This window comes from Parabacteroides sp. FAFU027, from assembly GCF_022808675.1.
Lineage (GTDB): Bacteria > Bacteroidota > Bacteroidia > Bacteroidales > UBA7332 > CAXXIC01.
In genome coordinates this window covers 703,003-726,321 of sequence record NZ_JAKZKV010000001.1, presented here as the reverse complement: position 1 = coordinate 726,321, position 23,319 = coordinate 703,003, and the positions used below count along the sequence as shown (strand labels likewise).

Annotated in this window: 18 protein-coding genes; 12 read left to right on the top strand and 6 right to left on the bottom strand. The window is 44.6% G+C overall.

The window, feature by feature from the left end:
• Positions 1–105: 105 nt before the first annotated feature.
• Complete coding sequence (locus tag MLE17_RS03150; RefSeq protein WP_243346970.1) at positions 106–894, bottom strand: hypothetical protein; 789 nt, start codon at positions 892–894, stop codon at positions 106–108.
• A 318-nt stretch (positions 895–1,212) separates the two neighbouring features.
• Positions 1,213–2,019, bottom strand: a complete 807-nt coding sequence (locus tag MLE17_RS03145; RefSeq protein ID WP_243346968.1) for a hypothetical protein — start codon at positions 2,017–2,019, stop codon at positions 1,213–1,215.
• 896 nt (positions 2,020–2,915) lie between these two features.
• Here MLE17_RS03145 and MLE17_RS03140 point away from each other — a divergent pair.
• From MLE17_RS03140 to MLE17_RS03095, 10 genes are all read left to right on the top strand, one after another.
• Positions 2,916–3,725, top strand: coding sequence for a hypothetical protein (locus MLE17_RS03140; RefSeq protein WP_243346967.1), 810 nt, complete (start codon positions 2,916–2,918; stop codon positions 3,723–3,725).
• A gap of 335 nt (positions 3,726–4,060) precedes the next feature.
• Complete coding sequence (locus MLE17_RS03135; RefSeq protein WP_243346966.1) at positions 4,061–4,948, top strand: AraC family transcriptional regulator; 888 nt, start codon at positions 4,061–4,063, stop codon at positions 4,946–4,948.
• A gap of 135 nt (positions 4,949–5,083) precedes the next feature.
• On the top strand, positions 5,084–6,562 hold the full coding sequence (ilvC, locus tag MLE17_RS03130; RefSeq protein WP_243346964.1) for a ketol-acid reductoisomerase: 1,479 nt from the start codon (positions 5,084–5,086) through the stop codon (positions 6,560–6,562).
• 632 nt (positions 6,563–7,194) lie between these two features.
• Positions 7,195–8,316, top strand: a complete 1,122-nt coding sequence (locus MLE17_RS03125) for a DEAD/DEAH box helicase (protein ID WP_243346963.1) — start codon at positions 7,195–7,197, stop codon at positions 8,314–8,316.
• Between the two features lie 33 nt (positions 8,317–8,349).
• On the top strand, positions 8,350–8,784 hold the full coding sequence (locus MLE17_RS03120; RefSeq protein WP_243346962.1) for a cold-shock protein: 435 nt from the start codon (positions 8,350–8,352) through the stop codon (positions 8,782–8,784).
• A gap of 198 nt (positions 8,785–8,982) precedes the next feature.
• The gene (locus MLE17_RS03115) at positions 8,983–10,191 is read left to right on the top strand and encodes an exonuclease SbcCD subunit D C-terminal domain-containing protein (RefSeq protein WP_243346957.1); all 1,209 of its coding nucleotides are present in this window, start codon (positions 8,983–8,985) and stop codon (positions 10,189–10,191) included.
• 100 nt (positions 10,192–10,291) lie between these two features.
• A complete protein-coding gene (locus MLE17_RS03110) occupies positions 10,292–13,951 on the top strand; it encodes an AAA family ATPase (RefSeq protein ID WP_243346954.1) in 3,660 nt (1,219 codons plus the stop codon).
• Positions 13,932–14,123, top strand: a complete 192-nt coding sequence (locus MLE17_RS03105) for a hypothetical protein (RefSeq protein ID WP_243346953.1) — start codon at positions 13,932–13,934, stop codon at positions 14,121–14,123. Before MLE17_RS03110 ends, MLE17_RS03105 begins: the two co-directional genes overlap by 20 nt.
• A 64-nt stretch (positions 14,124–14,187) precedes the next feature.
• Complete coding sequence (locus MLE17_RS03100) at positions 14,188–15,186, top strand: energy transducer TonB (protein ID WP_243346952.1); 999 nt, start codon at positions 14,188–14,190, stop codon at positions 15,184–15,186.
• A 3-nt stretch (positions 15,187–15,189) separates the two neighbouring features.
• Positions 15,190–15,834, top strand: a complete 645-nt coding sequence (locus tag MLE17_RS03095; RefSeq protein WP_243346950.1) for an energy transducer TonB — start codon at positions 15,190–15,192, stop codon at positions 15,832–15,834.
• Between the two features lie 69 nt (positions 15,835–15,903).
• Here the strand turns inward: MLE17_RS03095 and MLE17_RS03090 are convergent, their stop codons facing one another.
• The 4 genes from MLE17_RS03090 to MLE17_RS03075 form a co-directional block, all read right to left on the bottom strand.
• The gene (locus tag MLE17_RS03090) at positions 15,904–17,151 is read right to left on the bottom strand and encodes an ABC transporter permease (protein ID WP_243346948.1); all 1,248 of its coding nucleotides are present in this window, start codon (positions 17,149–17,151) and stop codon (positions 15,904–15,906) included.
• A 355-nt stretch (positions 17,152–17,506) separates the two neighbouring features.
• Positions 17,507–18,676, bottom strand: coding sequence for an ABC transporter permease (locus MLE17_RS03085; protein WP_243346946.1), 1,170 nt, complete (start codon positions 18,674–18,676; stop codon positions 17,507–17,509).
• Positions 18,677–18,775: 99 nt separating this feature from the next.
• Positions 18,776–19,756 carry an HlyD family secretion protein gene (locus MLE17_RS03080; RefSeq protein WP_243346945.1) on the bottom strand — a complete coding sequence of 327 codons (981 nt, stop codon included), beginning with the start codon at positions 19,754–19,756 and terminating at the stop codon, positions 18,776–18,778.
• A gap of 74 nt (positions 19,757–19,830) precedes the next feature.
• Entirely contained in the window at positions 19,831–21,351 is a 1,521-nt protein-coding gene (locus MLE17_RS03075) for a TolC family protein (RefSeq protein WP_243346942.1), read from the bottom strand.
• Between the two features lie 333 nt (positions 21,352–21,684).
• On the opposite strand from MLE17_RS03075, the gene MLE17_RS03070 reads away from it, so the two are divergent.
• A complete protein-coding gene (locus MLE17_RS03070; RefSeq protein ID WP_243346940.1) occupies positions 21,685–22,689 on the top strand; it encodes an AraC family transcriptional regulator in 1,005 nt (334 codons plus the stop codon).
• Between the two features lie 27 nt (positions 22,690–22,716).
• Positions 22,717–23,226: a hypothetical protein gene (locus MLE17_RS03065; RefSeq protein ID WP_243346938.1), complete on the top strand. Its 510-nt coding sequence runs from the start codon at positions 22,717–22,719 to the stop codon at positions 23,224–23,226.
• Positions 23,227–23,319: the final 93 nt, after the last annotated feature.

Genomic DNA, 23,319 nt, shown 5'->3' with positions numbered 1-23,319 from the left:
AGTTGAAATGAGTTCGCGGTCATTCGTTTTTCTTCGTTTATTCGTCTTGCACCAAAAGTTACAATTCAAACTCGCGCGAACGAGGGCAGGCTGTCGTTTTTTTCTTTATATAGTCGTCATAGCTGTTCCTTGTTGCGTTTCATTAAAATCATCCTTGATTTCAGTCGTGATATTATCGTGATCTTTTTGTCTTTTTAGTCTGAAATAATAGTTTGCTCTAACAACAATGAAATAGGTTTCTAATAACTTGGTTGTTACACCAAGAAGCAAGGACATAATATTGGATTCTGAATTCAAAAATAATGGTATTACAAACAGAAGCTCCAATAATACTTGAAGCAAAAACATTAAGGATGAGAAGCCAAATACTCTCCACCAATGATTATCTACCAATTTTTCACTAGCATCACATGAATCAATCGTTTTGTCATCGTTTGTTGCAACTTCACAATCAATAAATGATAAACGAACAGATTTATATATTCCAGGAACGATTAATAAAAGAGCATAACTTAAGATTTTTATTCCAGCAATAAATCCGACACCTATAAAAGTTGGCCATTTTCTTAGCCCATGTAATATAATGTCTTTAATACTTTGTTCTTCGTCATCTTCTTTTTCCAGTCTGTTTGTGATAAAATTTAAAATACCGAGCAAAGCAACAGAGCCGATTAAATACCTTATCATATCGTACGTATTGTTTATCAGACTTAGGTTATTTAAGTTTTCTTCAATGGAGAATACCTTCTCGAAAAGGACTGATATTAATTCAATACAAATTTGAGTAGGAAAATAAACAATCAGCCCAACAACCATTATTTTTTGAAGGTGCTTTTTCCATAGTTGGAAGCCCGATTTCATAGAATCAGAAATAGATAATTTAGTTTCAGTCATAAGTGTTTGATTGTGTTTGTTTTTATGTGTGTTGCCAATAGTTGATTTATGGTATTTGAGTATCCAGGTTAATCCCCCTCTAGCGAGGTTTAGCGCAGCCTACCTCGTGCTGGAAATTCGAGCAGCTTGTAGCTGCGGTATTGTCAGGTAAGCTGCAATATTTACTCCGTCTATGTTTTTCAATAATACCAGTCCACTACTTATAATTAATTTACGACAGCTACAAGCTGTCTTTGTTTTGGGCACGGGTTACGCTTTCGCTAAACCCGCGCCAGAAGTTACCCTGTAAACTCGCGCGAACGAGGGAAGATTATGACTCTAAAAATATTTTTTTAAGCACCATTTGATGTATTCTTGTTTTACGTTGTTGATGTCAAGTATTTTGAATGTAAGTGATCCTTTAGGAAGAAAAGCTCGTGCAAAGATATTTGCTTCAAGATTGATGATATTTATTTCGTTTCTATATTTATAGTGTTCATATCGTGAGATAGGTTGTCCGAATGGATCCCAAAATTGACTTTGGTATATTGTTGAGTCATTGTTATTAATCACTTCTATTCTAAGATTATGCCAGACATCAGTAACTACAAACGAGTTTTCAATATTGGGTTTTGTTTGAATCAGAAATGAATCGAGCCTGTAAAAGGTTTGGATTTTCTTAGTTATGGTTTTCCGTTCTTTTTTGAAGTCTTTGTCAAAGAAAAGTTCCTGATCTATTGATTTTGCCACATAGGCAATTGTTTTTTTATCAGGCTTTGTCAATAATGGTTTTACAAATGCGTCATTATAGTTCTCTTTATGAGTGTTCAGTTGAATAAGCCAGTTTTTAACGTAATGTTTATTTGGCATAGCATGTTTTTTAGTGGAAAACTCGGTTGTGTCTTTTGTGAATGTCCTGCCGTTTTTGCCAGCAGAACATGCAACTCTAAAGAAACGCGTTAATCTAAAGTTATTATCATTCGTTTGTGTATATTCAATCTGCTCACTATTTCCGTAGATTCCTGGGTTGTTCCAGGAATTATGTCCTTTGCTGTATTTAAAAATGATTTTTGTAGATGAATATGCTACAGGACCAAAAGCAAGAAGTCCTAGTAAAAGTGTCAGTGGGGATAGTAGTCGAATCATAGTTTTATCCAATTTGTGTCTGATTGTAATATCTGTTTAGAAGGTTATTTACGGTAGTTGATTATTATTCTTTCAGGATACCCAAGCATAAATACAAATGCAATCAATCCATTTCCCATTAATCTTTCTGAATAGTATAATTCTACCGTATTTCCCTCTAGCGCGTTTAGTAAAGCCTAACTCGAGCAGCTTGTAGCTGCGGTATAGTCAGGTAAGCTGCAATATTTACTCCGTCTATGTTTTTCAATAATACCAGTCCACTACTTATCATTAATTTACGACAGCTACAAGCTGTCTTTGTTTTGGGCACGGGTTACGCTTTCGCTAAACCCGCGCCAGAAGTTACCTTGCAAACTCGCGCGAACGAGGGTGATTTGGTCAAACTCCTTGACGGTTTGTTGGTGCTTAATTGCTTCCTGACTTTCATTTTGGTTAATTCAGAAAGAAAATTCAGATTAGCAAATATAAACAAAAAACGGAATAAGCTATTGTCTTTTGGAATGATTCATTTATCCGGCATCTTGCACATTTTAGCATAAGGGGTTTTGCTCTCCTGTTCAGCAAAGACCTATGGGCTATCGTTATTATATCAAAGCATCTAACTATACAAAATATGATTGTATTCCAAATTCAATATTCCTCCCTACCTACTTCTTACCCTAAGCGTACCTAAAGGCTCCATAAAACAGGGATAAACCAGCCATATAACAGGGATAAGACAGGGATATAACAGAAATAAATAGTGTAATATCCCTGTGATATCCCTTTTTAGTCCCCAATTATTGTATCTTTGTTATACTCCTTACATAGCCTTAGCTATCCCCTATACCACCGGTTGCATAAGAAGGGCAGGGTAGGTGCAGACTAATTAATCACATAAAAAAAAACGATATATTATGGCCAAACTGAAAGGACTTTTGAATATTACGGGCAAACTGGAAGATTTGTCCATGTATAAAATGCATGGTGTCGATGAGATTGTTGTCCGGAGGAAAGGCGGACCGACTAAAAAAATGATTAAGAATTCGGATAGTTGTATCCGTATCCGTGAGAACAATACTGAGTTTTCCACCTGTAGCGCGATGGGCAGGGTGATTCGGGATAATCTTCAGATTAATACGTATAGCTCGGACTACAGCAGTTCCGGTAAGTTGAATGCACTGATGATGCAGATGCTCAAAAAAGATGAACATCATGACCGGGGAGTGCGGGGGATTTGTTTATCCCAAAACCGGGAGATGCTGGATGGCTTTGACTTTGGTAAGAACCAAAGCTTCAATAACGTGGTCAAAAAATTGCCGGAGGTAGTGGTGGATCGGGAGCATCTCACTGCACGCATACGCATCCCGGAAACGCATGGTGAGAATCACCTGTATAACTTCCCCGGAAAGAGCTGGATGCGGTATGAAATCCGGTTTGCCATCATTTCGGATATGCAGTATAATGCAGAGCGGGAAAAAGCGATGCCAGTCAATGAGCTGTGTCACGGTATCAGTGCATACTATGAGTCGGAGTGGATTCCGGCCAAAGGTGTCATTCCGGGTCAGGAAGTTGTGTTGAGTGTGGCGGAACAGGCAGGAGGGAAGCTGAGCGAAAATGATTCTCTGGTGGTGTCGGTGACACTGCATTATGGAGATGTGGGTGTCGACGGTAAACCTCATGATGCGAAATATGGTGCCGTGACACGGATCTTTGCCGTGAAGTGATGTGGTGGGATACGACTGATCAGATGACTTGGAATCATCCGATCAGTACCTAGCCGCTTCAAGTCATAACAACAGGTTTTAAAAACCTGTTAGGCTTGACCTTTTGAGACACGCCCAATTTCACGAAGTTCTGAGTTCCTGCAAAACCGCGACAGATAATTTCATCGTGAAATTATTCGCTGCAATTTGCAGGGGCATTCTTGCCTGGAAATTATCTCCTGCAAAATCGTGGCACTCGTTCTCGCTGTGAAACGACCGGTTTTACCACGAAGTATTGCAAAATGACCCCGCATTTTTTTCATTATCTTTGTGGTCATGAAAATATATCCCGAAAATTGAAAACCAGCACAACACTTCCCGTCTATTCGTTGCGCAACTTCAGCAAGAGCGAGTTGGGCAGCCGTGCCTTTCAGGTAGAGGTGTTTGATGCCAATCGTCACTTTGCGGTGGAATATCCGCACCGGCATGATTTTTTCGAGGTGCTCTATCTCTATAAGGGTTCGGGAGTACATGTGATCGATGATAAACAGTACCAGGTACAACCGCCCTGCATCTTTTTCATGTCGCCGGGGCAGGCGCACAAACTGGAGCTGAGCAAAGACATTGAAGGCTACATTTTCCTATTTACATCTGATTTTTACCTCATCAACCAAAGCAACCAGAATCGCTTGCTGGAGTTTCCCTTCTTCTTTACCGTCCAGCAGACCAACCCTCCATTGCATCTGGAAAACGAGCAGGAGACTACATTTCTGGAAAAGCTGTTCATACAGGCGGTTAGCGAAGTGGGCAAGGCTGAGTATTCGGAAGAATTGCTGCGCTCGTTGCTGGATCTGATACTGGTGTATGCCGCTTCACTCTACAAAGTGGATGAGCAGATGCTGGTCAAAGGAAAAGGCCATTTGCTGGTCAAACGCTTTTTCCAGTTGGTCGAAGAAAACTACCAAAATAACTATTCGGTCAACGAATACGCCTCAATGCTGGCCATCACGCCTAACCACCTCACGCAAACCGTGAAGCAACTGACGGGTAAAACCAGCAATGATATTCTACAGCAAAAACAACTGCTTGAAATAAAGCGCCTTTTGGTGCATACAAACCTCGGTGTTTCGGAAATTGCCAATCAGCTCAATTTCGTGGACCAGTCCTATTTTACCAAGTTTTTCAAGAAAATGACAGGTATGACCCCGCTGCGCTTTCGGAGCGAATCCATGAAAAGTACCTAAATAACATGCCTTTTTACACGCGTATGTAATAAATATTGATTTCCTTTGCATCCGGAAAAATTCCTGCAATCCTTACGGTGATGCTTTTACCGTCAAGAATACAGATTATCATTCACTTAAATAATAAAAAACAACATGGCTAATTACTTCAACACGCTTCCTTTGAGAGAGCAATTGAATCAATTGGGAGTTTGCGAATTCATGGACAAAAGCGAATTCGCTGACGGCGTTAACGCGCTGAAAGGTAAAAAAATCGTTATCGTAGGTTGTGGCGCTCAGGGTTTGAACCAGGGTTTGAACATGCGCGATTCTGGTCTGGATATCTCTTACGCATTGCGTCAGGAGGCTATTGATGCAAAAAGAGCTTCTTACGTTAACGCTACTGAAAACGGATTCACTGTAGGCACTTACGAGCAATTGATCCCAACTGCTGACCTCGTAATCAACCTGACTCCAGATAAACAACACTCTGCAGTTATTGATGCAGTTATGCCATTGATGCAACAAGGTGCTGCTCTTTCTTACTCTCACGGTTTCAACATCGTAGAAGAAGGAAAGCAAATCCGTAAAGATATTACCGTTATCATGGTAGCTCCAAAATGTCCGGGTTCTGAGGTTCGTGCTGAGTATGTTCGCGGATTCGGTGTACCTACATTGTTGGCTGTTCACCCTGAAAACGACCCTGAGGGTAAAGGATGGGCTTATGCAAAAGCGTATGCTGTAGCTACCGGTGGTGACCGTGCGGGATGTCTTCACTCTTCTTTCGTTGCTGAGGTAAAATCTGACCTTATGGGTGAGCAAACTATCCTTTGCGGTATGTTGCAGACAGGTTCTATCCTTTGCTTTGACAAAATGATCGAAAAAGGTATCGACGCTGGTTACGCATCTAAACTTATCCAGTACGGATGGGAAACGATCACTGAAGCGTTGAAACACGGTGGTATCACCAACATGATGGACCGTCTTTCAAACCCTGCTAAAATCAAAGCATTCGGTTTGGCTGAAGAATTGAAATCTATCATGCGTCCTTTGTTCTGGAAACACATGGATGACATCATGTCTGGCGAATTCTCATCTACTATGATGAAAGACTGGGCTAACGATGATATCAACCTGTTGACCTGGAGAAAAGCTACAGGCGAAACCAACTTTGAGAAAACTCCTGCCGGTGACGTAGAAATCTCTGAACAAGAGTACTTCGATAACGGTGTATTGATGGTAGCTATGGTGAAAGCCGGTGTAGAATTGGCATTCGAAACCATGACTGAAGCAGGTATCAAAGAAGAGTCTGCATACTACGAGTCATTGCACGAAACTCCGCTGATCGCTAACACTATCGCTCGTAAAAAATTGTACGAAATGAACCGTGTTATCTCTGATACTGCTGAGTACGGATGTTACTTGTTTGACCACGCTTGCAAACCGTTGTTGACTGACTTCATGAAGAAAATCGATACTAACGTAATCGGTAAAGCTTTTGCTGAAGGTAAAGGTAACGGCGTTGACAACCAGGCTTTGATCGCTGTAAACGAAGAGATCCGTTTCCACCCAATCGAAATCGTTGGTGCTGAACTTCGTCAGGCGATGACTGCAATGAAAAAAATCGTAGGTTAATCCGCTGATTTTAAACTCAATTCTTTTAAGCATCAGTTTAAAGGATTCTATAAATAATAAGAAGGTGTTCTATCAATGATGGAGCACCTTTTTTATTTGAACGGAATAAAGAGAATGAGTTGGGGATAGATAAACTTTCATTTTCAGCAGAACCTTACGGGTGCAGCGGTTTTTAACCGCTGATTCTCATTATATCGTGTTTTTACACTAAAAATCAGAGAGTTTCTGAATCTCAGATAAATATCGTATCTTTGTACTCTCGACAATCAAGTTAATATTGAAATCATTCTCTGCAATGCTTTGATTCGCCCTTGTCGGCGGAACTTCTCATCGTTAAAAATCGACCTCAAAATCAGCTTCCTTGTTTGGATAACCCGGTCGCGAAAGTGTGAAAACAATGGTCGTGACACACTTTTACGAATATGATTAAATCGTTTTCTTTGGGGAAAAGTATATTGGCAGCAAATTAGCCAGGATGCAATGGAGATCAGAATCTTCATTGGCTTTTGCGTGCTTTTACCCTCTGTTGGTTCCGGAACAGATTCCCGATTGAACAATTTAATCCCGACATTCCAGCATTTTATTTCAATTAATTATCAAAAGATGGCCGCAGTGATGCAGCTGAACAAATTATGACATTTAAAGAATTACAAATATCAGAGCCGATATTGAAGGCACTGACGAACAAAAAATACGATAAGCCGACTCCCATTCAGGGGCAGGCAATCCCGGTCGCTCTTGCCGGCCGCGATTTATTAGGTATCGCACAGACGGGTACGGGGAAAACAGCAGCTTTTGCCATTCCCATTATCCAACAGCTTTGCCAGTCAAAATCGGAAAGAAAGCGGGAGATTAAGGCTTTGATTCTTACTCCGACACGTGAATTGGCGATTCAGATTGACGAATGTTTTACTGATTATGCCAAATATACGAATCTGCGCAATACAGTGATTTTCGGCGGGGTGAACCAACGCCCGCAGGTGGATAAGATTAAGCAGGGTACAGACATCCTGGTAGCTACTCCGGGACGATTGCTCGACCTGATAGCCCAGAAGCACATCAGTCTGGCGAATATTTGCCATTTTGTCCTCGACGAGGCCGACCGTATGCTCGACATGGGATTTATCCACGATATCAAACGCATACTCCCGATGTTGCCCAAGCAGAAGCAAACGCTCTTCTTCTCGGCAACGATGCCGAATGCCATTGCCAGCCTGTCAAAATCGATGTTGCAGAATCCGGCAAGGGTAGAAGTCGCTCCCGTATCATCGGCTGCGGAGACTGTGGATCAGCATCTCTATTTTGTAGAGAAACCGCAAAAAAGCGACTTGTTGATTACGCTGCTGAATCAGCAAAAAGATAAATCGGTACTGGTCTTTTCCCGTACTAAACACGGTGCGGACAAACTGGCCCGAATCCTGAATAAAAAAGGAATAGGCTGTGAAGCAATTCACGGTAACAAGGCCCAGAATGCCCGTCAGAGAGCCCTTACCAACTTCAAGTCGGGTAAAACCCGCGTAATCATCGCTACGGACATTGCTGCCCGCGGTATTGATATCGCCAATCTGGAGCTGGTAATCAACTACGATTTGCCGGATATGGCTGAGACGTATGTTCACCGCATCGGCCGCACCGGACGGGCCGGGAATAACGGAACGGCTCTTACGTTTTGTTCTCCGGAAGAAAAGGCGATGGTCAGGGAGATTCAAAAGCTGACGGGTAAGAAGCTGAATACTCTGTCGGTTCCAGCATAAGATAAGAAACAATAAAAAACAAATACTAAATAAATGGCGATTTCATTTAATAAGAAAGAGTTAGAAAAGAAGAAACAGTCTAAGAAACTGGAAAAACAGAAGCGCAAAGAGGAGCGCAAAGTCAGTGGTAGCAAATCGTTTGACGATATGATTGCCTATGTGGATGAAAATGGTATGATTACCGACACTCCACCGGATCCCACCAAAAAAAGCAAAGTGGATCTGGAATCCATCGCAGTTTCCACTCCTAAAAAAGAAGACGTAGAAGATCCTATACTGAAAGGTCGCGTAGAGCATTATAACTCAGCTAAAGGGTATGGCTTTATCAAGGACCTGGGTAGTACGGAGAAATATTTCTTTCACATCAACAATGCTCCCGATACGATTGCTGAAGGCAATATGGTGTCGTTTGAACTGGAGCGTGGCCAGAAAGGAATGAATGCGGTCAGAATTGAGTTGACCAAATAATCATTCTTTTATAACAGAATAGAGTTCCGGTTTTATCCGGAGTTATAAATACTCATTGAAGCGGTTTCAGCGATAGGCTGAAGCCGCTTTTTTCATGGTAAAAGTAAAGACATTTTCTCCGGTAAATTAATTTGTTGTTGCATCCGAAAACCGTAATTTTGTTCTTCTCAAAAAAAATTCTCCTCATTTGATCCTATAATGAAAATACTCCATACTTCCGACTGGCACCTCGGCCACCGGCTACATGAACACTCCCAATACGAGGAGCATTCGCTCTTTTTACACTGGCTGTCAGACTATATTTTACAAAATCAGATTGATGTGCTGCTTTTGGCGGGGGATGTATTCGATACGGGAGCGCCCTCGGCCCAAAGCCTGAAGCTTTACTATGACTTTCTGGTGAATCTGCGTCAGACGAATTGTCATTCCGTGTTTATCACCGGAGGAAACCACGATGCTCCGGGTACGCTCGATGCTCCGAAGGAGTTGCTGCATGCACTGTCCGTACAAGTGGTGGGAAAGGCGACTGAAGAATTGTGCGATGAGGTGTTTACTGTGGAGTGCAACGGTGAAAAGCTTCAGGTCGCTGCCGTTCCTTTCCTGCGTGACCAGGATATTCGTCGGGCTGTGGCGGGAGAGAGCTTCGATCAGATTACGGAGCGCTACAAACTGGCCCTTATGCGGCATTACCACGACGTGGCACGTATCTGCGAGGAGAATAAACCGGAAAAAGCATTGACTATCGCGATGGGACACCTCTTTGCCATTGGCGGAAAGGTATCGGACAGCGAGCAGAGCATCTATGTTGGTAATCTGGGCGATATCGGAGCAGAGGATTTTCCCGAAACCTTCGACTACATGGCGTTGGGACATTTGCACCGAGCACAAAAGGTAGGAGGGAAGGAGCATATCCGCTATTCGGGTTCGCCACTGACGTTGAGCTTTAGCGAGGTGAATCAGGAAAAACAGGTATTGCTTATCGAGACAAAAGATGCTCAGATAAAAGAGATTAGTCCCGTTGTGGTTCCGGCTTTTCGTCACATCAACCGCATCCGGGGAACGTATGACGAATGCGTGGCGAAATTGCAACTGATCGCACAGCAAGAGCATGCCCTCACTCCCTGGGTAGAGGTGATATTGGAAAGAAAACCTGATGCAATTCTCAGTTATACTGAAATCAACAAAGTGGCTGAACCGCTGAATGTTGAGGTGCTTCGGGTAACTTATAGCCAGACGAAAGAGGTCAATGGGGCAGGGCAATATGCCGAACAGGAACTGGATATCAATGACCTGGATCCGGTGGAAGTTTTCCGTCTGAAATGTAAAGAGGAAGATTTCGATTTGGAACAAAACCCCGAAATCGTGGATGCCTTTCACGAGATATTGCAATTGGTACAGGGGCAGTGAGGTGTTTGTATTTGTTTTCGGATGCGATGAATCGCGTCAGAATAACCCAAAACCTAACAGGTTTTGAAAACCTGTTAGGTTTGTAAAAGAAACAATTCCAATGAAAATCATTCGCATAGAATTACAAAATATCAATTCGCTGAAGTCAGCATCCCCCGTGGAGATTGACTTCGAGGGCGAAAAATTCCGCGGTGTCGGCCTCTTCGGGATTACCGGACCGACGGGTGCGGGAAAGACCACCATACTCGATGCCATTACCATCGCACTCTATCACGATGTGCCGCGATTCAACCAGTCGCAGGCTGCGACCGGATTAGTAGATGTGGTGAGCCGCGGAGCAGAAGACGCCTTTACACGGGTAACATTCGAGACCAACGATGCGAAATACGAAGCGTTTTGGTCCATTCGACTGACCCGCAAGGGGGGTGTCCGCCTCACGAAGCCGATTGAAACCGTCCAGCTCAAGAACCTGACAGACGGAACCATCATCGCCGAGAAGAAGAGCGAGAAGGAGCAGAAAATCGAAGAGATTACCCAGCTCAACTACAAGCAGTTTCTCCGCTCGGTGATGCTGGCACAGGGCGAGTTTGCCGCTTTCCTGTCAGCCAAACAATCGGAAAAAGGGGCTTTGCTGGAGCAAATCACCGGACAGGAGATTTATAAGAAAATCGGGGAGGCGGTACGCAGCCGTATCAACGCGGAAAGCAGCTCCCTCGATGCCATCAAATCCAAAATCAATAATGCAGACCTGCTGACAGAGGAGCAACGAACAGAATTGACGAGTCGTCAGGTCCTTCTAAATGACGAAGTAAAAGCGTCGGATACTTTATGGCAAGAAGCCAACCGGATGGTCGCCTGGTACGAAGCGGAGGAAAAATTAACGGCCCGGAAGCAACAACTTGCCGCCCGCCAGGTGGAACTCACTACCCGAAGTGAACAGCTACAGCCGGAATTGCTGGCCCTTGAAACCCATCAAAAGGCGGAACCTTTCAAACCGTTGATTACAGAACTGCAACGCACCGAAACCGAGTTGCAACGGAAGCAGGAGCGGAACAGACAACTTTTGCAGCAACAGGAGGAACAATCCGTGCAGTTGAAGAATGCTGACGGAGAATTGCAGCAAAAGCAATCGGCCCATCAGACCGCCGAAGAGCATTTCCGCAACTGGCAACCGCAACTGGATAAAGTGACGCAACTCGATACTGAACTTCGTAGCATCGGGGAGCAAATCACCCGAACCGGTGATGCGAAGAAGGCGGACGCTCAAGCATTAGACCTCTTGCAGAAGAATATTTCCACCAAACAGTCGGTATTTACCCAATATCAGGCTCAACTGAAAGAGGTAGAGGCTTTTTTGCAATCAGAAAAGGATTTACCCGAAATCGAAACTTCGCTGGCAGAATGGGTGAAGCACTTCAGCATCCGTTCACAACTGGCCATGCAACAGGTGAAAACCGTTTCCCGTCTGGAGGAAAACGGCAAGCTGCTGCAATCGGTCGATGAGCAAATCGCGAAACTTCTGGCAGAATATTCGACCAGGAAGACGCAATTAGCAGAATCGCAAACGAAGGAAAAGTCGCTGGCCGAAACGCTCGAAAAGCATCCGTTGGAACAATACCTGAAGCAGAAGGATGAATGGGTGGCTAAGCAGGCCTTGTTTGGCCGTTTGCAGCAGATATCGGCTTCTTTTCTGAGTTTATCTCAGCAGAAAAAAGAGCTGGATGAAGGATTGAAGGTGCAAATGGAAAATCAGAAAACGCTTCAATCGCAACAAAAGAGACAGCAAGAGGCGTTGGGAAATGCCAAAGCATTGATGCAGAAGTCGGAGCAGATTCTGGAGCTAGAATCACGCATCAAAAGCTACGAAGAGGAACGGAAAAAGCTGGTGGAAGGAGAGCCTTGCGCCCTTTGTGGTTCCACCGTTCACCCTTATGTGAAGCAGTACGCCGGGTTGGAGCTAACTGCCACGCAGAAGCAAGTCGCGGAGGAAAAAGCTTTGGTCGAAAAGCGGCAAAACGAACTGAATGCCATTTCGGCAAATGTCGCAGCCGTGCAGGCTCGTATCGAGTCAGGCACAACGCAATCAGCACAACTGGCCGCACAACAGGCGCAATTGGAAGCCGATTTTCAGGCCGGAAATGTTTCCTTTGCAATCACCGATAAAGAAACTCTGGCTGCCGGATTGGTTGAGGCTAATCAGGCATTGCAGACCCTGGAGGGGCAGATTGCCGGAGCGCAACAGCTACAGAAGGAGCGGGAAAAGTTACAGTCCGACATTCAGACACTCTCCAATGAATTTGCCGATATCACCAATAACGGGACGGAGCTTCGGGGAAAGCAATCGGCGTTGAAGCAACAACTGGAAACTGACCAGAAAGAGGCGGAGCGATTGCAGTCGGAGTTGGCAATCGTGGTCAATCAATTGACGGAAAGTATTGACAAATACGGATTCGCATTGCCGCAGGTGGAAGAGACCGAGTCGTTTATTGCCAGTCTGCAAAAACGCATTAGTCAATATAAGGAACAGTCCACGTTGCAAAATAAGCTTTTGACGGACATCCATACACTGGCTGCCGAACTGAAATCACAGGGTGAACTGGCTGCCGAAAAAGAGACCGCCCTGCAACAATTGCAAAAGCAATACGATGAGTTGACAGTTCAATTTACCGAAAAGGAGCAGCAGCGGATCTCCATTTTACCGAAAGAACTGTCGGTGGAAAAGCAGCGGGAGGAGTTGACCCGACAAGTGCAATTGGCGCAGCAACAGTTGAAGTCGGCCACTGACCAACGGAGTGTGATTCAGGAAAAACTGCTTGCTACCCGCACCGAACTGGAGACGCTTTCGAAGGATTCATTGACACAAAAAGAGAATTACGATACCTTGCAGCAGCAACTGGCTGCACAGCTCTCCGATACGCCGTTTCTCACCCGGGCAGCGGTGGAGGAGGCCTTGCTCTCCGATGAGCGGAAGCGACAACTTGATGTGCTTAAAAAGCAGCTTGACGATACCGCATTGGAACTCATTACCCTCGAAAAGCAGCGACAGTCGGAGTCGGATTCTCACTTGCAAAATAAAAACTTCGAACAGTCTGCCGAAGAGGCATTGGCACAAAAACAGCAGTGCGAAGCTGATCGCGGTGCGATGCAAAAGCAGTTGGGCGAAATCACAGAGCGTTTCCGCAAGGACGGTGAGATTCAGCTACGAAATCAGGAGGTAGTGGAGAAAATCAATGCACAAGAAAAGGTAGTCAGGAAATGGGAAAGCCTCTACTCTCGGTTGGGCGGTTCAAAGGATTCGTTCAACACCTACATCCAGCGGTTGACCCTGAAGCACCTCATTCGATTGGCTAACCACCATTTATCCAAACTCAACAACCGCTATTCGCTCTATATGGGCGACAAATATAAAGCGGGTGAGGAGCTGCAATTTGTCCTCATCGACCACGACCAGACCGACGAAATGCGTTACGTGGAGACCTCCAGCGGGGGTGAGAAGTTCCTCATCAGCCTGGCATTGGCGCTCGGCCTTTCCGACATCGCCAGCCGCAATGTCCGCATCGGGTCGCTCTTTATCGACGAAGGTTTCGGAACGCTTGATGCCAATACCCTGGAGACGGTGATTGCCACCCTCGAAACCCTTCAGTCACAAGGCAAGATGATCGGCATCATCTCGCACGTGGACAGCCTCAAAGAACGTATTCCTACTCAAATCGTGGTGAAGAAGCGCAGCAACGGCGTGAGTGCGGTGGAGATTGTATGAGAATGGTGGTGCTTCTACCGGCTCTCGTAACGCTACTACCGGCTCTCGTGGTTCTTCTACCGGCTCTCGTGAAGCTACTACCACCTCTCGTGGTTCTTCTACCAGCTGTCGTGAAGCTACTACTGGCTCTCGTAGTTTTTCTACCGGCTGTCGTAGAATAACTACAATTTAGATACTGATATATAGCCTTTAATCGTTATTTAACTATCTTTGATTTCTTCAAAAATAGAATTTATATGACACCTTCATCCAAATACCATTTCCTCTGTTTTACCTTTCGCCTGTTGACCTATTTTGCCGACCGCACGAATGGCGCTGCACTGTTTGTACGTCCGAAGCTGATGGTGGGTTCAATTATTCTTTCGTTGGGATTGGTTTTACCGGAAAAAGCGGTTGCGCAAAAGCCTTATGAAGATGAAAAAACACCTCCGGCACAGACTGTAGTTCCGGATTCGGGAATGATAAAGGAAGAAATTATGCCTACTTGTTATATGGTAGACATGCCTGAATATCCCGGTGGAATAGATAGTATGATGATGTTCCTTTCAAAAAACATGGTATACCCAAAAGAAGCTATTGAAAAGAAAATAGAAGGGTTGGTTATCAACAATTTTTTCGTTGACAAAAGTGGTTTAATCTCAGACGTACAAATCATTAAAGGCGTCCATCCATTGCTTAATGAAGAGGCTGTAAGGGTAATTAAATCTTTTCCAAGATGGAAATGGAATAAAGACAGTAAAGATATTTCTCCACTTCGTTTCACATTACCTATCCGATTTACAATTCCAAAGGAGACGTATAAATCTTCAACACCGACAAACTCCAAGACTCAAAAGAATTCTGTCGTTCTATCTGATACTGTTATATATAAAAAAGATTCAACTATCTCCGATAATAACGATATTCCAGAGCCAATATTAATCTTTGAAAGTATGCCAGAATTTCCAAAAGGAAATGAAGCAATGATGGATTATATTCATGAGCATATTATTTATCCAAAAGAACTGCTTGATTCAAATATAAAAGGAACAGTCCTCTGTGAGTTCCTTGTAAGTAAAGAAGGAGTAATTTCAGATATTAAGATTGTAAGGGGGCTAGATCCATTACTTGATGAAGAAGCAGTACGAATTATAAAGACTTTTCCTAAATGGAAACCCGGAATGCAAGGAGGCAAAGCAGTTCCGGTAAAATATACCCTTCCCATCCGTTTTACACCACCCCATAAAAAGAAATAACCCATGTCCAGAAAAATCCAGTTCCATACCTTTCATCTGTTGTTTCGTCTCTTCTCTTATTTGGCTGATAAGTCGGGAGGGTGGAGTATGTTTGTACGTCCCAAGTTGATGGTGGGTGCGTTGATTGTGGGTGTAACCGCTTGTAATGTAAAGACAGGAAAGAATCCAGAAAAAGCGTTGGATAAACAAAAGTCAGATTCAGCAAAAGAAAGACGAAGCGATAATGATTCAGAAGAAAATGATGGCTCACACGTTTTTGCTTGTTATTCAATTGCAGGTCTAGCTCGTGTAGAAAATACAGATGACAATAATGGGCCATATATTATAGTTGATCAAATGCCCGAGTTTCCTGGAGGCCGAGATGCAATGAATCAATTTATTGATAAAAAACTTATCTATCCACCATTTTACCCACCATTAGACAAGATGAATAAAGTAGAAGGGATGGTCATATGTACATTTGTGATAAACAAAGATGGTGCAATTTCAGATATTAATGTCGTGCGGGGCATTAATCCACGACTCGATGCTGAAGCAGTTCGTCTTATTTCAATAATGCCCAAATGGATTCCGGGAAAACAAGGCGGGAAAGCAGTTCCTGTAAAATACACCCTTCCCATCCGTTTTACCTTACCTCCCAAAAAATAACGCCGACCCACTTTCGCAGACCGGCGTGCATTAATCAAGAAACTAAATATAGTCACTTTCAAAAGTCTTTTATCGGATTAGATTAATCCTTTTCAGCATGCGCATGGCACGGAGCCTTTTCAGTTTATTACCCGTAATCACAAAGTGATACGAGATGCACGCTGTGGTGAAGAAGACAAAAGTTTGGACCCATAGGGCAATGTATTCGAAACGGATTTGATGAAGGTCAGCCCCCATTGTACTTAGTTTCAAGAAACCCTGAATTCCAAAAGTAGAAGGGAAGAGATAGGAAAACCATTTCCATCCAACCGGAATTGCCGCCTGCGGCCACGATACCCCCGCCAGAAAGAGCAGAGGAACGGAGGTAAAGACAAAAATCAGCATTGGCGTTTCCCGGTCACGAATCACCCCTGCCAGTGTGATGGCAAAGAAGATAGCCGACAACAGGTATGGCAGCAGAAAGAGCATAATCTGTCCCGGATGCCCCACCATCGGGAAGTCGAAGATAGAAGGCACGCCACGTAGTACCCACGCACACACCGGTGCATAGATCATGAAATAGCACAGCGCTTTTCCCGTTACAATACGCAGGCTCCCGATGAAATGATGATGTCCGAATTCGAGCGGGAAGGTACGGTTTGCATGATTGCGGCTGGTTCCGGTGAGCATACCCACACCCAGTAAAAGTGTCTGCTGGATAATCAATATCAGAATAGCCGGCACCATAGCCGAACCAAATCCCACTTGCGGGTTAAACATCGGCACCCAATCGTATCCGGCAGGTGTAGTGATACGGTCGCCCTGGGTTTGGGTAACGTTACCCAGATTGCGTACCTGTATTTCTTTACCCATCTTCATCGAAACATCGGTAGAGGCCGTGAGCATCGCTTTGTAAAAGAGCATACTGCTCATGTCGCTGTAGAGCGAGACGGTCGATTGTTCTCCCCGGGCAATGTTCCGGCTGAAATCTTCGGGAATAAGCAGGATACCATACGCCTGACGACGGTGCATCAGTTCCTGTCCTTCACTCACTTCCGTACAGCGGGAAACGACATGTACATCAGGGGTTCCGTCAATACGGCGGATGAAGTCCCGGCTCATAGAGGAGCGATTCTGATCCACTACCACCATGGGAACCTCACGTACCATTTCGTTATTGTACATGTAGGAATAGAGCAGCGGGTATCCGAAGGGAACCACCAAAAAGAATATGATTACCCCTGCATCGGAAAAGACACTTTTCAGCTCCTTAAACCAGACAGAGAAGATGTCGGCAATCACGGTCCGCAGAAAGCGGTATAGTTTTGTTTCGGTCATATTTTTTTAGATTAAAGACCATGAGATAAAAGAGTCAGGACTTTGGTAGCGGCACTGAAAAATGGCAGGGAGTCAGTCTCCCTCACATTTCTGCGTGCCGCTGATGCATTTCTGCACGCCTCCCTCGCATTTCTGCATGCCGACGGAGCATTTCTGCGTGCCTCTCTCGCATTTCTGCATGCCGACGGGGCATTTCTGCGTGACTCCCTCGCATTTCCGGGTGCCGCTGATGCATTTCTGCACGCCTCTCTCACATTTCTGCATGCCGACGGGGCATTTCTACGTGACTCCCTTGCATTTCCGAGCGACCCCCTCGCGTTTTTATCACTTGTCTGATTTCTTATGTCTGGGAATACTACATTTTATACTCCTTATATTTCAAAGCATGTTTGAGTTTGGGTAAAAAAGGCAACGGCAACAACATGAATCCGACCAATACCAGATAATCTACCCGTGAGTAGTACATACTAATGCCGTTCAGCGCCTGGTCCACATAGATGAGGAAGTAGTGGCGCAACGGGAAAATATGACTGAGTACCTGTAACGGTTTGGCCATGGCAAAAACGGGGAAGGAAAATCCCGACATCGAAACGGAAATCACCCCAATCAGACTCGCCGCACTCAATCCCAACCGCAACACCGGCAGCAGCGAGATAAAGAATACTCCCAGTGCCTGCGATGCCATGACAAGTAACAAGAGCGCCAGCACCATTGGCCAGACACCGCTCATCAATGGGAAATGCAGGTATTTGTAAAGCAACACCTGAAAGAATACACCCACCAACGTAAAGATGACCGTATGTGGCAACAGTTTACCGATAATGGAAACCGTCATCGAATCCCCGCCGGTATGCAGCCAGTGCAGCGTCGTTTTTTGCTTGATTTCTATCCCTATTGAATAAACGGTCAGCAACAAAACCAGCAATTGTAACACTCCAGGCAATAAGATATTATTGAGGTAAATGGAATAGTTCATCCACGGATTACTCAACGGATGCGAATCCACCACAATGGGTTGCAGCTGCGCCATAATCTGCCGCATCTCCTGACCTTTGGCCAGACGCGTTTTGCGATTTGCTGCTCCCGACACCAATACCGATACGGTCTTCATATCTTTGAAAACCAAAGACGAAGCAATGAAAAAGGTATTATTGGTGTAAAATGAAATCTTCGGTTGCTCTCCATTCACCAAATCGCGGGTGAAATGGCGCGGAATGACAAACACGGCATAGACCTTTCCCTCCTGCATGGCCGAACGGGCTTCTGTAAACTGAGCCAATTCCATCACCACCTGACTTTGGGAAAAAACATCCAGCTGGCGAATGACGTTCCTCGATGTTGATGTCCCGTCCAAATCAACCACCGCCACGGGCAGATTGGTCGGCAATCCGTTCTTCATGAGCGAAGTAAACAGGAAGTAGCAAAACAACGGCGCAATCACCATCGTAAAGACGTAAATCGGATGCGATACGAGTCGCCGTATTTCCCGACGGATAACGGGGAGAAGACCTATATTATTTACCATTTAATCATTTACAATTTACCATTGAAATATGCAGAAACAATTAGCTCATTTACTAATTTCCCAATTTGCTAATTATCACTCCCTCATTCCTTCATTCCCTCAATCCCTAACCAGCAGCACCGACATTCCAGGACGTAAATCAGCCACTTTCTCCACCGGACGGGCACGCACCTCGAAGGTTTTCGCATCAAACTGTCCGGTTACTTTGGTTGATTTCCAGGCCGCGTAGCTACCCATATCCTTGAGGAAAGTTACTTTCAGCGTAATCTCTTTATTGTCCAATGCCGGAACTTTAGCCTTGAAGGTTGCACCCATCTTCAGCTCTTTCAACTGGTCTTCGCGCACGTTGAATACCACCCAGCTATCGTTTAGGTCCACCAGGTTCATGATGGGTGCTCCGGTACCGACCAGTTCTCCCACTTTCGGGTAAAGCTCCGAAACTTCAGCATCAACCGGAGAGGTAAGGGCCGTTTCTTTCAGGTAAGACCGGACTTCCTGCACTGCACCTTTCGCACGGTCAACCAGTGCTGCGGCAGCCAGCTTATCTTCACGTTCCGCTCCGTTTCTGGCCATGTCGTATTGAGATTTAGCGGCTTTTTCGGTGGCGACGGAGGCTTTGTAATTAGCCTCGGCTTCATCGCGTTTCTGTGCCGCTACCACGCCTTTGTCAAACAAGGTTTGCACGCGGTCAAACGATTTATGGGCAATCTCACGGCCTGCAATGGCTTTTTGCCACAGTTCATAAGCACCGGTAATCTGTTCCTGACGGGCACCTTTGATGGCCTTCATATTTTGCGCTTGTGCCGCATTTTCAGCCGCCTCTGCCTGAGTCAGTTTGGCCAGTACTTCGGGAGAATCAAGGATAACCAGCGTATCTCCCTTGGATACTTTTTCTCCTTCGGCAAAGCGAAAAGCCTGAATGCGTCCGGGCACTTTACCCGAAATGCGTACTTCGGTTGCTTCTACCTGTCCCTGAATCACCTCCTGTTGAGGTTTCAGGCATAAAAATCCGATAACGATTGCGGCTATGATTCCAGCCAGCAGAATCAGAAATACCCAGAAAAGTCTGTTCTTTTTCATGTTTGTAGTGATAGACCCCCTAAATCCCCCGAAGGGGGACTTGATGGCCGATTAATAATTTATTGAGTTATCATTTATTTGCCGGAACCAGAAGCCCCTCCTTTGGAGGGGTTGGGGAGGTCTAAGTTTTCCCCTAACGCTTTTGCCAGATACACCTTGCAAAGCCTTACGTCAATCTCCGCATCTATCTTTTCGGAGTTTGCCGAAAGCCAGGCAGTCTGAGCTTCGAGTACATTGGAAGCGGGGATTACTCCTTCGTTGAATCCTAATGTTGCATAACGCAGATTCTCTTCCGCTTTCTCCATATTCTTTTTCGCAGCGATGAGGCGCTTAGAGGCTTCGTTGGATTTGTACACCGCCTGATTGACCTGCAATTCGATTTTCTCCTTTACCTCATCCAACTGGAGTTGGGCTACACGGGTTTCGCTTTTGGCGGCTTTCAGGTTGTGAAAGTTTTCGCCCCAGTGGAATATCGGGACATGCACTGCCACGCCCACATTCCACATTCCACCGAATTTGGTTTCGTAACCGTTGTAGCTGTTGGGATTCGACAAGATATAGCTTCCGGTCATTGCAACTTGCGGCAACAGGTCGGCAATTACCAGTGACTCTTTTTTCTTGTATATTTTGGTGGCTAAATCCAGTGATTTAAGTTCCGGTCGATTGGTAAATGCCCGGTTTGCATCACCCGAAGCGATAACCATTTCCGGTTCAGTAGGGGTATTTTCATCATTCAGGATAAATTCGGATTGAAGGGAAATTCCACACAATTGGCACAAGGACATCCGGCTCAGGCTCAACCCGTTTTCGACTTTGGATAAAACGGTTTCCGCTTCATTCAGTTTCACCTTCACGGTCAGTCCGTCCGCCTTGGTAGCTACGCCGGTAGCGATAGAGGTCTGCACATCGGCATCCAGTTTCTGAAGGAGTTTCACATAACCTTCCGCCAGTTTTTTCTTGTTGGCCAATGAAACCACCTGCCAGTAGTTTTCGTCCGTTTTCAGGATGATGTCCTGCCGGTTGGTGTTGTGTTTGGTTTTGGCCAGCTCCTCTGCAAATTTGGTGATTTCGTTGTAAGCCTTGATTTTACCGCCCATATAGATAGGCTGCGTCACGGTCAGGATACCGGCGAAGACATTCTTCATGTCCATCTCGAAAGCCTCTTTGGGGATGATGGCGTAATCTTTCCAGAGGATTTTTTCGGGATTGGTCTTGGGATTGAATGGATTGCCGTTTTTGTCCAGAGGAACAGCACTTCCGTTTACCATTGTCCAGGAATTGTTGACCTGGTCCGCCCGAAAGCCGAATGAACCGTCAGACATCACCGTTCCCACCGGCAGGTAAGCATCTTCACTCAGCAGGGAGATGTTTTTGCTGTTGCGCAGGTAAGTTCCGGTAAAGGAGACATCGGGCAGGTATTTGGTAAATGCCGCTTTCTTTTTGCTATGCTCTTCGGTGATTTTCTCCTGAGAGATTTTGAGTTCCTTGTTGTTGTCGATGGCCATGCGGCGGCAATCTTCGAGGGTGAATTTTTGCTGTGCCTGTGCAGTTACCACACTGCATACAACAACGATTCCGAATACGCCTATTTTCATTTTCAGATAATATTTTAATTTCAAAATTCGATGGAACTTACACGCATTGACAGGCTCTCCCGAGTGGAGTCAATGCGTGCTTATTCACTGATATCTTATTTATATGAATTCGGGGGCAAAATTACTCTCACTTTAAGGTTTGCATTTTCCCCAAAATGAATTACTTTTATCCAATCGCGCAAGCCTTTTTATTTTAGCCACGAATTCACGAATAAAAACCGGAGTTAAACTCTGATATTTCAAGCGAATACTCCCGAATCTTTTTTCAAGACTGAAAAAAGGGAAGAAACATCTCATTCGTCCATTCGTAGCCTGGTCACAACAATTACAAATATGATTCACGGAATAGCCCTTCGCAATATACTTTTCAGCCTCGAATCCCGGGGCGTTGACTTTGATGACCTGCTCACGGAGGTCAATCTTACTCCGGATGACCTCTATAAGACCGATGTGGTGGTTTCGCCTGTGCAATTGGGTGAATTCCTGGAGAAAACGGTCGCAAAGCTAAACGACCATCGCATCGGACTAAAGATTGGGTTCGAATCGCCTTTTTCCACGTTGGGCGTACTGGGGCAGATTTACCAAAGCTGTAACACCTACGCCGAAGCGTTGGAAAACATGAAAAAGCACATCGACCTGATTGATACGCTCAACTATTATGATTTTCAGATAAAAGAGGACGGTATCTACCACATTACCTGCATTCATGAAGATTGGTTGGAGAATTATCCGATGGCGGCCCGGCAAATGACGGAGCACAACATCGGGTTTAACATACGGAACCGTCGTGAATTTCTGGGGCGCATCGTGAAGCCGGTGAAGATATATACTCCCTATCCCAAAGAGGGCGAGCGCGACTTGCTGGAGGAGTATTTCGACTGTCCGATTATATTCGGGGCAGAGTATCTTTGTATTGTTTTGCCACTGGAAATGCTCGAATGGAAAATTCCGACGGCCAATCCCGATGCCTTGCAGATGTACGAAAGCTACATCCAGCGCATAAAAAACCGGCGTAACGTCTGGACCGAGCATACCAAGCAACATATCTTTGAGCAAATGAAGAGTACGGCTCCGTCACTCAACCTGATAGCGTCGCTGATGAATCTCTCCCCGCGCACATTGCAGTTTTATCTGAAAAAAGAGGAGACTTCGTTTCAGGAGCAGCTCGACCTGATACGTTTCGAGTCGGCCAAGTTATTGCTGAAACAGCCGCAAATTCCTATTGTTGAAGTTGCCGACCGTCTCGGCTTCGAAGTGCAAAGCTCCTTTACCCGTTTTCTGCAAAAGCGTATCGGGAAAACGCCGAAGGAGTTCCGAAAGGAGCTGATGGGAGAGTGAGTAATAATATTCTAATTCAAATTATTTATGCGGATAAAAGAAGTAATATTGCTAATAATTATCTCAATTGGAATTATTTCATGCACTAAAATATCTCCTGCTGCTTTTTGGTTGAACTATAAAAAAGATTTTATAGTTAAGGAACTTAATAATCAAGGTCCTTGGGGTGGATATAGGATAATTCATTGGAAAATAAAGGGTAACGAAGCATTTGAAAAAAGTGATATTTTTAATTATGCTAAAGATAATGGGTGGATATTGATTGATAGTTGTAGTTATAATACTAAACTGCCTAATAGCTGGAGTTTCTTAGGAAAAGCTATTTTCCCATTTAATTACAATAAATCAAACAATGCTGATAATCAAATAAATGACAAACTACCTCGATATATTTATTCTGATTTTGACTTATATAGCTTTCGAACTGGGTGGCTTCTAGTTGAGCCGGGAACAGATGAGTCGATTGAAAAAACAGGATTTATACTATTCAGTAAAAGCAGACAAGAAATGACAATTTATCATTTATGGGGAGAATAATTCAATGAATTATCTTTTCCAAAGGTTCAAGCTTTAGAAAAGTTCGATAGTAAAACTTCACCCATTACCAATTTTTTTTTTGACCATATCTTG

Bases quoted from the DNA above. Each gene is read 5' to 3' on its own strand.
- MLE17_RS03145 (WP_243346968.1), bottom strand. From the start codon at position 2,019: ATGATTCGACTACTATCCCCACTGACACTTTTACTAGGACTTCTTGCT.
- MLE17_RS03125 (WP_243346963.1), top strand. From the start codon at position 7,195: ATGACATTTAAAGAATTACAAATATCAGAGCCGATATTGAAGGCACTG.
- MLE17_RS03090 (WP_243346948.1), bottom strand. From the start codon at position 17,151: ATGACCGAAACAAAACTATACCGCTTTCTGCGGACCGTGATTGCCGAC.
- MLE17_RS03115 (WP_243346957.1), top strand. From the start codon at position 8,983: ATGAAAATACTCCATACTTCCGACTGGCACCTCGGCCACCGGCTACAT.
- MLE17_RS03065 (WP_243346938.1), top strand. From the start codon at position 22,717: ATGCGGATAAAAGAAGTAATATTGCTAATAATTATCTCAATTGGAATT.
- MLE17_RS03150 (WP_243346970.1), bottom strand. From the start codon at position 894: ATGACTGAAACTAAATTATCTATTTCTGATTCTATGAAATCGGGCTTC.
- MLE17_RS03110 (WP_243346954.1), top strand. From the start codon at position 10,292: ATGAAAATCATTCGCATAGAATTACAAAATATCAATTCGCTGAAGTCA.
- MLE17_RS03085 (WP_243346946.1), bottom strand. From the start codon at position 18,676: ATGGTAAATAATATAGGTCTTCTCCCCGTTATCCGTCGGGAAATACGG.
- ilvC (WP_243346964.1), top strand. From the start codon at position 5,084: ATGGCTAATTACTTCAACACGCTTCCTTTGAGAGAGCAATTGAATCAA.
- MLE17_RS03095 (WP_243346950.1), top strand. From the start codon at position 15,190: ATGTCCAGAAAAATCCAGTTCCATACCTTTCATCTGTTGTTTCGTCTC.
- MLE17_RS03070 (WP_243346940.1), top strand. From the start codon at position 21,685: ATGATTCACGGAATAGCCCTTCGCAATATACTTTTCAGCCTCGAATCC.
- MLE17_RS03100 (WP_243346952.1), top strand. From the start codon at position 14,188: ATGACACCTTCATCCAAATACCATTTCCTCTGTTTTACCTTTCGCCTG.
- MLE17_RS03140 (WP_243346967.1), top strand. From the start codon at position 2,916: ATGGCCAAACTGAAAGGACTTTTGAATATTACGGGCAAACTGGAAGAT.
- MLE17_RS03120 (WP_243346962.1), top strand. From the start codon at position 8,350: ATGGCGATTTCATTTAATAAGAAAGAGTTAGAAAAGAAGAAACAGTCT.
- MLE17_RS03075 (WP_243346942.1), bottom strand. From the start codon at position 21,351: ATGAAAATAGGCGTATTCGGAATCGTTGTTGTATGCAGTGTGGTAACT.
- MLE17_RS03080 (WP_243346945.1), bottom strand. From the start codon at position 19,756: ATGAAAAAGAACAGACTTTTCTGGGTATTTCTGATTCTGCTGGCTGGA.